Below are 13848 nucleotides of genomic sequence, written 5' to 3' on the forward strand. Positions count from 1 at the left end.
AAAAATCTGATAATCAGCAAGATGGACAAGCGATATTTCTCTGATAAAGTCGTTAAATGGTATGAAGAAAACAAGCGCGACCTCCCCTGGCGCGACACAAAGGATCCCTATAAAGTATGGCTTTCGGAGATAATCCTTCAACAAACGCGTGTAATCCAGGGTTTGCCCTACTACCTGAAATTTGTTGAAAGATTTCCGACCGTCCAGGCTCTGGCCGCCGCCGCGGAGCAGGAAGTGCTCCGGCTTTGGCAAGGATTGGGCTATTACACACGGGCACGCAACCTCCACGCCTGCGCCAAAGAGGTCGTGAGCCGCTATCAAGGCGTTTTTCCAAAAACTTTCGAAGAACTGAAAAAACTCCGCGGCGTGGGTGACTATACCGCGGCGGCCATCGCGTCCTTCTCCTTCCAGGAGCCTGTGGCCGTGGTCGACGGCAATGTGTTTCGCGTGCTATCCCGCGTTTTTGGTATAGATAAGGAGATCAACAGCCCGGAAGGAAGAAAAATGTTCACCCTACTGGCCAACGAACTGATCTCGCGGAAGCATCCCGACCGTTATAACCAGGCCGTTATGGAGTTCGGGGCGCTCTTTTGCACACCCAAAAATCCGGATTGCCCATCCTGCATCTTCAAAGCCACCTGTTTTGCGGTCCAACACGACATGCAAGCCGTGCTGCCGGTCAAAGCCAAGGCAAAGGCCGCCCGGAAGCGTTACTTCTATTATTTTGTTTTTCAACAAGGAAAGTCGTTGCTCATGAAAAAGCGGGAAGCAAAAGACATCTGGCATGGCCTGTACGATTTTTACCTGGTCGAAAAATCAAAACCCGTGAAAACGGAAAAGCTGATCCAGGAATTCAACACTTCGGGTCCTTGGGTTGTTGAGGAAGATGGCGAAGCTTCCGAACAGTACAAACACGTGCTCAGTCATCAAATCATTCTTTCGAAGTTCATTTTGGTAAGGATCGACGCGAAGTCGGTAAATGGTCTTACCAAAGACATGAAATTCTATTCGTTGAAAAAAATTGCCGACCTGCCCAAGCCTGTGTTGATTAGCCGTTTTCTAGCCGATCGCGACCTTTTAAAGTAGTGCGAAGATTGATATTTTTGGTTTCGGCCCCTCAAGAGCCGTTATTTGTAACCAAGAACCCTTAATATAAACACCTATGTCTGGAGTAAATAAAGTGATCTTAGTAGGACGCCTGGGCAAAGACCCGGAAGTTAGAAACCTTGAAAACGGAGCCACCGTGGCCAACTTCACCATTGCCACGTCGGAAAGCTATAAAGACAAAACCACGGGCGAAAAGAAAGAGATCACCGAATGGCACAACATCGTGCTGTGGCGTGGACTGGCCGAGATCGCTCAAAAATATCTTCACAAAGGCGACATGGTTTTTGTTGAAGGCAAACTCCGCACCCGCTCCTGGGAAAAGGAAGGTGTGACGCGTTACACGACCGAAGTCGTGGGCGATAACATGACCATGCTCTCCACAAAGGGTGGCAGCGGCTCAGGCGGCGGCTACTCTTCGGGCTACTCGGGAGCAGAAAGCAACTCTTCCGACAGCTTCCGCGCCAGCGCACCGGCCGACAACAGTACCGACGACCTGCCGTTCTGATGTTTCACCAACGCTAACGCTTGTGGACGAACCTCCCAGTTACACCCCGATCCTGCTCGATATTTTTTCAGGACTGCACGCCGTGAGCCTGTCCTTTCTGGTGCTGCTCCTTATTTTGTCGGCGGTGATCTCGGCGTGTGAGGCCGCGTTCTTCACCTTGACGCCCAGCGACCTGGAAGCCTTCCGTCAAAGCGCCGACAAGCGAGACCGCGACGTGGCCACGCTGCTGAGCAAACCCCGCGTGCTGCTGGTGACCATCCTCATTCTCGACGGGCTGGTGAATGTGTGCCTGATCACGTTCCTGGCGCTGCAGTGGTGGATCCTGAACGATGCGTATAACCCTACCGTTTGGCACGTGACCCTGACCCTTGTTCCGGCGGCAGCCTTTCTGGCGTTCTTCGGCGAAATTTTCCCAAAAATGTTGGCCGCTCCCCGCAACAAAGCGATCGCACGCCGTGCCGCGCCTACGTGGAAATTTTTTGCCGCCCTTTGCAAGCCCGTTTCGAGACCTATGCGAAGAATGACGGTTTTTGTAGAACGTCTTTTTGAACCCCGCACCCAAACGCCCGCACAGGAACTGAACGAAGCCATAGAATTGGCCTCTGCCGATGACGCGACCTCGGAAGGTGAAAAAGAGATCTTACGGGGCATTGTCAACTTCGGTACGCTCACGGCAAAAGAGATCATGTGTGCACGCCGCGAGATCTCGGCCATCGACATCGCCAGCAACTTTCATGTGCTGATGGAGCATGTAGAAAAGTCTGGATTTTCGCGTATTCCCGTCTACCGCAATGCGCTCGACACCGTCGAGGGTATCCTGTATATAAAGGACCTGCTTCCTTTCCTGGAATTGGATGCGGATTTCAACTGGCAGTCCCTTCTCCGCCCGGTCTTTTCCGTTCCCGAAACCAAAAAGATCGACGCACTGCTAAAAGATTTCCAGGAGAAACGCGTGCACATTGCCATGGTCGTGGACGAGAACAAAGTGACTTCCGGATTGATCACGATGGAGGACATCATTGAAGAGATCATTGGCGACATCAACGACGAGTTCGACGAAGTGGCCATTCCTTTCCAACGTATTGGCAGGAGGTCATTTATTTTTGAAGGCAAAGTTTTGCTAACCGATTTTTGCAAGACGCTGGCGATTGCCCCGGGCATTTTCAGCGCGGTGGCCGGAGAAACGGGGACGCTGAGCGGACTGATCCTTTCTTTGCAAGGGGAGTTGCCGCCGGTAGGGGCACAAATTACCTTTGAACATCTTACCTTTGTTGTCGAATCCATCGACCATAACCGGATAAAACGCGTACGTGTACAAGTTCATGAGCAGGCCTAAAAAGTTTCGTATCACCCCTTTCACGGCCTGGCTTGTTGCGGGCTTTTTCCTTGGTCTTTTGGGATGCCAACAGGAATATCAACCAAAGCCGTTGGGTTATAACCGGCTCATTTTACCCGAACACGAGTACCGGAGCCTGCCGGATTCGTTGCCCTACATGTTCGAGTATTCAAAGCATGCCACCTTGTTGTCCGACACGTCGCGCATTCGCGAACGGTTTTGGGTGGAGATCTATTATCCTACCATCAAGGCCAACGTGCACATCACGTATAAGCCCATTCAAAATCAAAAAATGCTGAAGGAATATCTCGACGATTCCTATACACTCACCGCCAAGCACCAGATCAAAGCCTACGCCATCAACGAAGCGATCACGAAAACACCCAGTGGAAAAACGGCGGTCATTGCCGAGTTGGAGGGGGAGGTGCCCAGCCAATTTCAATTCACCGTGACCGACTCCACGAAGAATTTTATGCGCGGGGCGTTGTATTTCAACACAAAAGTGGCCAACGATTCGCTGGCGCCCGCCATCGAGTTTATGAAAAAAGACATCATGCACCTGATCAACACCTTGGCGTGGAAACAGGGCAAATAGCACCCTGGTTTGGGCTGGTTCATGATCGCCGTGTGTCCCCGTTCTAATTACATCGCAACGCTTGGAGGCTGCCAACCCAAATCATAATTTGCGGCCATAACTCATTTTCCTAACTCTATCATTTTATGGTGAAAGAATATATTGCGTCAAACAAAGACCGTTTCCTGTCAGAGCTTTTCGACTGGCTTCGCATTCCTTCTGTGAGTGCCGACAGCCGTCACAAAGGCGACGTGCGCAAGGCAGCGGAATTCCTGCGCGAAAAATTTTCGCAGGCCGGTGTCGACAAAGTAGAGATCTGTGAAACAAAAGGTCACCCCATTGTCTTTGCCGAAAAGATTGTCAACCCCGCACTGCCCACCGTGTTGGTGTACGGCCACTACGACGTGCAGCCACCCGATCCGTTGAATCTGTGGACCTCGCCTCCCTTCGAACCCGTGATCAAAGACGACAAGATCTACGCCCGCGGCGCATGCGACGACAAGGGCCAGGTCTACATGCACGTGAAAGCATTCGAGACCATGATGAAACTGAACCTGCTGCCCTGCAACGTCAAGTTCATGGTGGAAGGTGAAGAAGAAGTGGGATCCGACAATCTCGGAACGTTCGTAAAAGAAAATAAGGCCAAGCTCAAAGCCGACATCATTCTCATTTCCGACACGGCCCTCATCTCGCTGGAACATCCCTCCATCACCACGGGCTTGCGCGGACTAAGCTACATGGAAGTGGAAGTGACAGGCCCAAATCGCGACTTGCACTCGGGTGTATACGGCGGCGCCGTTGCCAACCCCGTGAATGTGCTGTGCAGCATGATCGACGCCTTGCACGACGAAAACGGCCGGATCACCATTCCCGGCTTTTATGACAAAGTTGCCGAGCTGACGGCCGCCCAACGCAAAGCACTCAACGATGCACCATTCGACCTGGAGGAATATAAACACGAGCTTGGCATTACCGAAATAAAAGGAGAGAAGGGCTATACCACACTGGAACGCACCGGCGTGCGACCCACGCTCGACGTGAACGGCATTTGGGGTGGCTACACCGGCGAAGGGGCCAAGACCGTATTGCCTTCGAAAGCCCACGCAAAAATTTCCATGCGCCTCGTGCCCAACCAGGTTAGCACAGAGATCACGGAGCTCTTCACAAAACATTTCCAATCGCTCGCGCCAAAATACGTTACGGTGAAAGTCATGGCCCATCACGGGGGCGAGCCTGCGGTGACGTCGACAGATTCGCCGGCCTATCAAGCCGCGAGCCGTGCCTTCGAAGATGTCTTTGGAAAAACGCCGATCCCAACACGCGACGGGGGAAGCATTCCCATCGTGGCGTTGTTCAAAAAAGAATTGGGATTAGACACGGTGTTGTTGGGCTTTGGGTTTGACACCGACGCCATTCACTCGCCCAACGAACATTATGGCGTGAAGAATTTTGTGATGGGTATCGAGACGATCGTGTCGTTCTACAAGCATTTCGTGAAGAAGTGATCAATACTGTTTGATCATGCTGAGGGGGAGAGAGAAATAGAACCGGGAGCCTTTCCCGTGTTCACTCTCCACCCAGATTTTACCGTGCATTTTTTCCACTACTTCCTTGCAGACCTGCAGGCCAAGTCCTGAACCTTTTTCGCCGTTTGTGCCGGCGGTGCTTTTTCGCTTCTCCCAATCAAACAGTCCTTCGAGTGTTGTCGTGGTCATGCCTGCGCCGGTGTCCTCCAGGCAAATCACGGCTTCCATTGTTTCGCTTTTCGCGGAGAGGGTGATCTTGCCGTTTTGGGTAAACTTGTTTGCGTTGTGCACCAGGTTTCGGATCACAAAGCGCACCATGTTGGGATCGGCCCACACCTGGATCTCGTCGTGGATGGTGTTGACAAAACGGTTTCCTTTTTCGGCAAAGTAGTCGTAGCTCACCATCTCATCGGTAAACAAAACTTTCAAATCGATCAGCTGCCACTGCGGGCCGCCGCCGTTGAATTGGGTGGAGGCCCATTGCATGAGGTTGTTGAAAAGAACATTGGCGGATCCCAGCGACTTGCCAATCGTGTTGATCATGGAAGTAAATTCAGCGGGGGTCAGGGCCTCTGCTTTTGCCAGGCCGACAACACTCTCGAGGCTTTGCATAGGGCTTCGCAGATCATGGCCAATGATGGAAAGCATCTTGCTGTTTGCCGCGTTGAGGCGTTTCAATTCTTTTACCGTAGCGCGCAGTTCGAGTTGTTTCATCACTTGTTTGGCCAGGATCTTCAAACCAAAGATCTGTTTCTGGGTAAGTTCTTTTGGTTTCCGGTCGATGACACAAAGTGTTCCCAGTTTAAAGCCTTCGGCGGTGATGAGTGGCATGCCGGCATAGAAGCGAATGTCGGGGCTTCCGGTCACCAGGGGGTTATCGCGGAAACGCGCATCGGCGGTGGCATCGTGAACGGCCATGATATCGTCCTGGTGGATGGCATAGGCGCAAAAGGCTATGTCGCGAGGTGTTTCGTGTTTGTCGATGCCGTGGCGGGCTTTGAACCATTGCCGATCGGAGTCGATGAGGCTTACCAGCGAAATCGGCGTTTCGCAAAGTTGGGAGGCGAGCTCGACGATGTCGTCGAAATCTTTTTCTGCGGCGGTGTCTAAGATGTCGTAGTAGTGCAAAGCCTGCAGGCGCAAGCTTTCATTTTCGGGTTTGTGTGGAACAGTCATGAAAGAGGGTAATCGGGTCCGATACAAAGTTAAACCCTGGATTTTCCGGCAGACAGCAAAAATCAGATCAACGGCAGAAATGTAATTTTTCAGAACAAACTCAAGTTTCCTCCTTTGCGGAATTTGGTGAGATCGAGCGCGGGCATAGACCGGTCTTTGAAATATTTTCTTTTTGCTGTGCGATGCAATTGGTGGATGGCTTCGGCAAAATTGCCTTCACCGCTCATGCGTCGTCCAAACTGTGAATCGTTCACATTTCCACCGTGCATGGAACAGATCTGGTGCCACACTTTCTCAAAACGGTCTGGAAAATTTTTACGCAGCCAATCCTCAAAGATATTGCCGATTGCGCCATTGAGCCGCACGATCGTCATCCCTGCCGACAATGCGCCATGATCGGCCGCTGCCTTCAAAACTTGTGGAATTTCATGATGGTTAAGACCCGGAATGATGGGTGCATTCATAACGCTTACGGGTACATTCGCTTTGGCAAGTTCCTCGATGGTCTTCAATCGCTTTATGGCACTGGCCGTTCGGGGCTCCATGATGCGACGCAGCGATTCATCGAGTGTTGTGATGGAAATGTAAACATGGACGAGGTGGTCCTTTGCCAAATCGGTCAACAAGTCCAAGTCTCGCAACACGAGACTGTTTTTGGTAATCATTCCCAAAGGATGGCGATACTGCGCAAAGATCTTCAACAAACTCCGTGTGATCTCCAGTTTCTTTTCGATGGGTTGATAGCAGTCGGTATTGCCACTCACGCTGATCGGCACCGGGTCCCAGTTCGGATTGAGAATAAATTTCTCAAGCAGCGACGCCGCGTTCTTTTTCACAACGATCTTCGATTCGAAATCCAGACCTGCGCTGAATCCCCAATACTCATGCGTGTTCCTGGCATAGCAATAAATGCACCCATGCTCGCAGCCCTGGTAGGGGTTGAGCGAATAGGCCAGCCCCAGGTCAGGGCTGTTCACTTTGTTCACGATGGTTTTGGCCGTTTCGAAGAACACCTGTGTTTGGGGTGCGCTGAGCAAAGGCTCGTCGAGGCCTTCAATATGTTCTTCTACATACTGGGCCTTCAGAAATTTATTTTCTGTTTTTATTTGGGCGCCACGCCCTTTAAAATAATCCTCCTCCTCCATAGCGCCTAACTAATTTATTTAGTTGTAGTCTCTAACAATATTAGTATTGTGTTTCGGACCCTGCAACCTTTTGGGGAGGATTTTTTTCTGATATTTGATGTGGAATCCTCTACTGCGTGCTGGCCTACCAATCCACTCCCCTTGTTGAAATTCACGATCCCGCTTTTGCCGAAGCCGGCATCCGCGTTATGTTGAAACGAGAGGATTTGAATCATCCCTACGTATCCGGCAACAAGTGGTGGAAGTTGAAATACAACCTTGAAAAAGTTTTTCAGCATCCTTCAAAAACGCTGCTCACCTTCGGCGGGGCGTATTCAAATCATTTGTATGCCGCAGCGGCGGCTTGTCACGAGCTTGGCTTTCGATCCATCGGCGTTGTCCGGGGCGAAGAGCATCCTCTTTTGAACGACACTTTGCAATTTGCAAAAGACCGGGGCATGCAACTGCACTATGTCTCGCGCGAATCCTACCGTCATAAAACAGAAGCCGATTTCATTGAAACCCTCGAGAAAGAATTTAGTTCATTTGTTTTGGTGCCGGAAGGAGGCAGCAACGAAGAAGCGGTGCAGGGTGCTTCCGAATTTGCTGCGTCGCTCGATCCATCATTCGATTATCTCTGCTGCCCGGTAGGGACAGGTGGTACGCTGGCCGGTCTCATCCGTGGCTATCCTCCAACAAAAACAGTACTGGGATTTTCTGCGTTGAAAGGCGCCTATGGAATGGCCGAAGAAATACAGCGATGGTGCCCCAGCAAAACAAATTGGCAACTCATCACGGATTATCACTTTGGAGGCTACGCCAAATTCACACCCGACCTGCTGCAATTCATAGTTCAGTTCAAAGAGGATCATGGCGTACCCCTTGAACCTATCTACACCGGCAAAATGATGTCGGGCATTTTCGATCTCATAAAACAAGGATTTTTCAAGAGAGGCTCCACGCTATTGGCCATTCATACGGGCGGTCTCCAGGGTAAATATTAAAGGCCGGTTGGATTTGGATGGACGCCGATCACGCCACTGCCTCCTGGAGTTTAAACTCCTCATACACCTTCCACACCCGTCCATCATGTTTGAGCAACGCCATCTTATCCGCCACAAATTCAGCTTCAAAATTCTTCTGCTGAAACTCTTCCCAAGCACGCTGGTAGTTGGGCTTCTTTAGATCCCGAAAAGCCAGGGTCACATGCGGATGGAACGGTAGCTCCTTGTAGTTGGCATTGAAAAGATTCAACACCCTTTTGCAAAACCGGTGAAGGCTCTTTTGCAGGTTGTCGAGCTCCTGGCTCAGCACCACATTTATAAAAATGACCCGGGGCGGAAACGAAGAGAAGTTCTCCAGCTTGACCGGCACGGCCGGGGTGTTGCGCGAAAAATGAAGGAGCTGATCTCTCAGTTCATCCTCTTCCCTTTCTTTCCATTTGAAGGGCATGTGCAATGTGATGTGGGGTGGCGAATTGAGCGAGGCCTTGCTGTTGTAGTGCGTTTTGAAATACTCCTTCTGTTCCAACGCAACTTCATAAATAGGGGCGGGAGGAATAATGGCTATGAAATAGAGCTTTTCTTCTTTGGAGTCATCAACTATGGGCCGCCGCATAGAGGCTAAAGATACGAATTCGCTGGAGCCATCCCAAATGTGAAAGGCGGCCGGCCCTTTTGAAAGGGCAATTTCTTATGCGTGTCCGAGCCTTGAATCGAAATAAATGGTCCTTTGCTTTAAATTGACCGGAATAGATTTTCTTTTTAACCTTTTCCTATTTTTGCCCTCAAATTTAAAAACGCTATGAATTATCGCATCGAGAAAGATACCATGGGCGAGGTGAAGGTGCCTTCCGACAAATACTGGGGCGCACAAACGGAACGTTCCCGCAACAATTTCAAGATCGGCCCCGAGGCCAGCATGCCCAAGGAGATCATTTATGCTTTTGCCTATCTCAAAAAGGCTGCCGCCCAGGCCAACCACGAACTGGGTCTGCTCGCGGCCGACAAGAAAGATCTCATCGGCAAAGTCTGCGACGAGATCCTGGCCGGCAAACTCGATGCGGAATTTCCCCTGGTGATCTGGCAAACCGGCTCGGGCACACAAAGCAACATGAACGTAAACGAGGTCATTGCCTACCGTGCCCATGTGATCCACGGCGGAAAGCTGGAAGACGAAAAGAAGGTGCTTCATCCCAACGACGACGTGAACAAATCACAATCGTCTAACGACACCTTCCCCACGGCCATGCACATTGCGGCCTACAAGCAAGTGACCGAGATCACCCTGCCCGGCATACAGAAACTGCGCGACACGCTGGCCAAGAAGTCGGCCGAGTATAAGAACATTGTGAAGACTGGCCGCACCCACTTCATGGATGCCACCCCGCTCACCCTGGGTCAGGAATTCTCCGGCTATGTTCAGCAACTGGACAATGGTATGCGCGCCTTAAGGAATGCATTGGAAATGGTGCGTGAACTTGCCTTGGGAGGAACCGCCGTGGGCACAGGCCTGAATACCCCGAAGGGCTACGATGTGCTCGTGGCTAAAAAAATCGCCGACCTCACCAAGTATCCCTTTATCACTGCCCCCAACAAGTTTGAAGCCCTGGCCGGCCACGATGCCATGGTAGAATTGTCTGGTGCCTTGAAGCGGGTGGCCGTAAGCCTCATGAAGATCGGCAACGACATTCGTATGCTTAGCTCCGGTCCGCGGTCGGGCATCGGCGAGCTCGTCATCCCCGATAACGAACCCGGCTCGTCCATCATGCCCGGCAAGGTTAACCCAACCCAACCCGAAGCACTCACCATGGTGTGTGCGCAGGTGATGGGCAACGACGTCGCGGTTTCCATCGGTGGGGCAACCGGCCACTTCGAGCTCAACGTGTTCAAGCCCGTCATTGCCGCCAACGTTTTGCAGTCGGCCCGCCTCCTGGGCGATGCCTGTGTGTCGTTTAATGAGAAGTGCGCAGAGGGGATCGAGCCCAACTATGCCATCATCAAGCAGCACATGGAGAACTCGCTCATGTTGGTGACGGCCCTCAACCCCCACATCGGCTATGAGAATGCGGCGAAGATTGCCAAGAAGGCCCACAAGGAAAACAAGACCCTGCGCGAGGCCGCTGTCGAGTTAGGATTGTTGACGTCGGCCCAGTTCGATGAGTGGGTAAGACCCGAGAAAATGGTAGGCAGCTTGGACTAGGTTGAACATATTTCCAAAATTATCGTACCTTTAATTTGATTTTAACCAATCCGAGAATGAAAAAAGGAATCATACTATTCTTCTGCCTCGCGTTGATGATTGCTTCGACGCAGACCTTTGCACAGCTCTCTAAAAAGGAGAAGAAAGAATGGAAGAAAAAAGCCAAGGAGTATGGCAAGAACCCCGCCAACCTGAAGCAACTCATCGAGGACAAACAGACCGCCGACAACACGGTGAGCTCCCTCAACCAGAAAGTCACCCAGATGCAGTCTTCCATCAGCGATAAGGATGCGAAGATCGCCGAGCTGGAAGATCAGCTCACACAGCTGAGAGGCCAACTCACTTCCACCAAGGCCGAACTGGCCGCCCTGAAGGAAGCCCCGGTGGTGAACTCCATGGACTTCTCGAAAGGTGTGGTCTTCAAGGTGCAGATCGGCGCCTTCAAGAATAAGAACCTGCAGAAGTATTTCGACAACAACCCCAACTTCGGTGGCGAAGCCAAAGACGGCGAGCCGCAAAAGTTGACCATCGGCATCTTCCGCGACTACTGGGAGGCCGATACGTTCAAGAAATACATGCGCGAAATGGGTGTAAAAGATGCCTGGATCGTGCCCTACAAGGATGGCCAACGCGTCGAGATCAAAGACGTGCTGGAAGGCGTAGTGGGCGACAAGCCGGCTGCCGGCAAATAAGCTGACCTTCAAATTATTAAATGCCAAAGCAGTGCGGATTCGCACTGCTTTCTTTATTTCTCCGGATTCGCGCCGAAACTAATTTTCTTAAGAAGAATACTGGATTATTTTTGTGAGATGGGTCGAGTAGTATTTTGGTTTTTGGCTATGATTTTATCCTCCACCGTGACAGCGCAAGTCAGGGTGAGCAAACTCGTCATCAAAACCAACCAATCCTACGACCTGGGTCAGTCCGATATCCTCGTGGCCGACACGCTGGTGATGATGGATTCCTCCCGTTTGATCCTGAATAAACTGAAACCCGAAAATTTTATCCGCGTCAAAGTAGCCGCCATCGGCAACCATTGTGTCATCGACGGCAAGGGCATCGACGGCCAGCCAGGCCGCAATGGCAAGCCGGGCATCACCCCCATTGGTCCTTGTTTAGACGGCACGGCGGGAAGAGATGGCACCAAAGGTCTTGATGGTACAGCAGGGATAAATCTTTTTCTGTATCTTGAAAGAGTTAGCCTGAAGGGCGTACTCACCATCGACATTTCCGGAGGCAACGGCGGTCGCGGGGGGAACGGCGGAAACGGCGGCGGCGGCAGTCCGGGCACCTTGCACTGTAATGGTGGCAATGGCTCGAACGGCGGCAACGCAGGGCAGGGCGGAAACGGCGCAAACGGCGGCGTGCTCACCTTGACCAGCAAAAAGACACAGCTTCTACGCGATATGTTAGGCACAAAGATCCTCGTTAACAACAATGGCGGCGCCGCGGGCCTCAGCGGCAAAGCCGGATACCACGGCGGCGCAGGCCTGGGCCCTTCACGCAAGAATGGCAAAGACGGCTCTCCGGGGTTGGACAGCATCAGCGGCGTTACAGGTATTAAAGGCAGTGTAAAAATCGAAGCAAACTAGTTCATGGATAAAAGATGGTTGTCAAGGGATATTCCTGCTCCCGAGCAGATCGAGCAGTTATCGAAGGCCATCAACATCAATTCCTACCTATCGTCCATCCTAATCCAGCGCGGCATCGCCGACTTCGAAAGCGCTAAACTTTTCTTTCGCCCATCGCTAGAACATCTTCACGATCCTTTTCTCATGAAGGGCATGGAGCAGGCCGTGAGCCGCTTGAAACAGGCCATCGACCGCGAGGAAAAAATTCTTATTTACGGCGACTACGATGTAGACGGAACCACTTCGGTGGCGTTGGTCTATAGCTACCTGCGCAATTTCTATCCGCATTGCAAAATTTATATCCCCGACCGGTATGCCGAGGGTTATGGCGTTTCGCTGGCCGGTGTGGAGTGGGCCGAACAAAATCAGTGCACGCTGATCATCGCGCTGGACTGTGGCATTAAGTCGTCGGAGCTGGTGAACATTGCCCTCCTGAAAGGCATCGATTTTATCATCTGCGACCATCACTTGCCCGACGAATCCATTCCGCAAGCTGTGGCCGTGCTCGATCCAAAGCAAAGCGATTGTCCCTATCCCTATAAAGAACTGAGCGGATGTGGTCTCGGCTTCAAATTCATGCAAGCTTTTGCCCGGCGTTTCCGCGACGAAAAAGAAGTGTACTCCTTCCTCGATCTTGTCGCGGTTAGCATCGCTTCCGACATTGTTCCCATCACCGGCGAGAACCGCATCCTGACCAATTTCGGATTGAAGAAATTGAACGAAGATCCCCGTCCGGGTCTCAAGGCCCTCAAGGACATCGCCGGCTTGCGCAATGAACTGGATGTTTCCGGCATCGTGTTCACGCTGGGTCCGCGCATCAACGCCGCCGGTCGTGTGGCCCATGGCAGTGCCGCCGTAGAACTCCTCATCGCCGAAACGGAAGAAGAGGCCAACATGATGGCCGAAAAGGTGAACCTCAAAAACGAGGTACGCAAGCAATTCGACTCCGATATCACCGAGGAAGCTATCGCCATGATCGAGGGCGATGCCACCCTACGGGCAGCAAAATCTACCGTGCTTTTCAAAAACACCTGGCATAAAGGCGTGATTGGCATAGTTGCTGCTAGATGTGTGGAGAAATATTATCGGCCCACCGTGATCTTGACCGAATCGAACAATAAAATAACCGGCTCCGCCCGCAGCGTGAATGGCTTTGACCTTTATGGCGCCATCCTCGAGTGCAGCGACCTGCTCGAAAAATTCGGCGGCCATAAATATGCCGCAGGGCTCACCCTGGACATCAACAACCTGGAGCTGTTCCAGCAAAAATTTGAACAGGTAGTTTCCTCCACCATCACAGAGGAAATGCTCACGCCGGTGATCGACGTGGACATGCCGCTTCATTTCGACATGATCACGCCAAAATTTATCACCGTGCTCAAGCAAATGGCCCCCTTCGGACCCGAAAATCAACGTCCTGTTTTCGAAGCCAGCGGGTTGTATGTTTTCAATTCCCTGTCGAGTTTCAAGGACCGTCACGTTCGCTTTCTCGTGGCACAGCACAAAAATGAAAGCGTTTTTCAGGCCGTGGGCTTCGACCTGGCCGATCGCTATGATCGACTGGCCAAAGGCGACATGTTCAAGATGGTGTTCACCATCGAGGAGAACACGTTCAATGGCACCACTTCCATTCAGTTGCGTATAAAAGACATCAAATTTCATTGAGGC

Annotated in this window: 13 protein-coding genes; 10 read left to right on the forward strand and 3 right to left on the reverse strand. The window is 51.7% G+C overall.

All coding sequences use genetic code 11. The annotated features are described in order from the left end of the window. Positions 1-21 precede the first annotated feature (21 nt). From mutY to D4L85_RS08265, 5 genes are all read left to right on the forward strand, one after another. Positions 22-1086, forward strand: a complete 1065-nt coding sequence (gene mutY / locus D4L85_RS08245) for an A/G-specific adenine glycosylase (protein WP_119753874.1) — start codon at positions 22-24, stop codon at positions 1084-1086. Positions 1087-1162: 76 nt separating this feature from the next. Beyond that, positions 1163-1612 (forward strand): single-stranded DNA-binding protein, encoded by a 450-nt coding sequence (locus tag D4L85_RS08250; RefSeq protein WP_119753875.1) that lies wholly within the window; start codon positions 1163-1165, stop codon positions 1610-1612. 22 nt (positions 1613-1634) lie between these two features. Beyond that, positions 1635-2948, forward strand: a complete 1314-nt coding sequence (gene gldE / locus D4L85_RS08255) for a gliding motility-associated protein GldE (RefSeq protein WP_160143605.1) — start codon at positions 1635-1637, stop codon at positions 2946-2948. After that, complete coding sequence (gene gldD / locus D4L85_RS08260; RefSeq protein ID WP_119753877.1) at positions 2935-3543, forward strand: gliding motility lipoprotein GldD; 609 nt, start codon at positions 2935-2937, stop codon at positions 3541-3543. The genes gldE and gldD overlap by 14 nt, the downstream gene beginning before the upstream one ends. Before the next feature lie 125 nt (positions 3544-3668). Further along, positions 3669-5027, forward strand: coding sequence for a dipeptidase (locus D4L85_RS08265; protein ID WP_119753878.1), 1359 nt, complete (start codon positions 3669-3671; stop codon positions 5025-5027). Here D4L85_RS08265 and D4L85_RS08270 read toward each other — a convergent pair whose 3' ends face one another. Both D4L85_RS08270 and D4L85_RS08275 read right to left on the reverse strand, forming a co-directional pair. Beyond that, positions 5028-6224, reverse strand: a complete 1197-nt coding sequence (locus tag D4L85_RS08270) for a GAF domain-containing sensor histidine kinase (RefSeq protein WP_119753879.1) — start codon at positions 6222-6224, stop codon at positions 5028-5030. Between the two features lie 89 nt (positions 6225-6313). Beyond that, entirely contained in the window at positions 6314-7369 is a 1056-nt protein-coding gene (locus tag D4L85_RS08275; RefSeq protein WP_119753880.1) for a PA0069 family radical SAM protein, read from the reverse strand. 116 nt (positions 7370-7485) lie between these two features. Here D4L85_RS08275 and D4L85_RS08280 point away from each other — a divergent pair, with 116 nt between their 5' ends. Continuing rightward, entirely contained in the window at positions 7486-8352 is an 867-nt protein-coding gene (locus D4L85_RS08280; RefSeq protein ID WP_228450812.1) for a 1-aminocyclopropane-1-carboxylate deaminase/D-cysteine desulfhydrase, read from the forward strand. A 28-nt stretch (positions 8353-8380) separates the two neighbouring features. Here the strand turns inward: D4L85_RS08280 and D4L85_RS08285 are convergent, their stop codons facing one another. Next, entirely contained in the window at positions 8381-8965 is a 585-nt protein-coding gene (locus D4L85_RS08285; protein WP_119753881.1) for a 2'-5' RNA ligase family protein, read from the reverse strand. A gap of 186 nt (positions 8966-9151) precedes the next feature. Between D4L85_RS08285 and fumC the strand changes: the two genes are divergently transcribed. From fumC to recJ, 4 genes are all read left to right on the forward strand, one after another. Further along, positions 9152-10549 (forward strand): class II fumarate hydratase, encoded by a 1398-nt coding sequence (gene fumC, locus D4L85_RS08290; protein ID WP_119753882.1) that lies wholly within the window; start codon positions 9152-9154, stop codon positions 10547-10549. 56 nt (positions 10550-10605) lie between these two features. Beyond that, on the forward strand, positions 10606-11241 hold the full coding sequence (locus D4L85_RS08295; RefSeq protein WP_073142989.1) for a coiled-coil domain-containing protein: 636 nt from the start codon (positions 10606-10608) through the stop codon (positions 11239-11241). A 147-nt stretch (positions 11242-11388) separates the two neighbouring features. Then, positions 11389-12141, forward strand: a complete 753-nt coding sequence (locus D4L85_RS34970; protein WP_119753883.1) for a hypothetical protein — start codon at positions 11389-11391, stop codon at positions 12139-12141. Between the two features lie 3 nt (positions 12142-12144). Further along, complete coding sequence (recJ, locus tag D4L85_RS08305) at positions 12145-13845, forward strand: single-stranded-DNA-specific exonuclease RecJ (RefSeq protein WP_119753884.1); 1701 nt, start codon at positions 12145-12147, stop codon at positions 13843-13845. Positions 13846-13848: the final 3 nt, after the last annotated feature.

The organism is Chryseolinea soli, assembly GCF_003589925.1.
Lineage (GTDB): Bacteria > Bacteroidota > Bacteroidia > Cytophagales > Cyclobacteriaceae > Chryseolinea > Chryseolinea soli.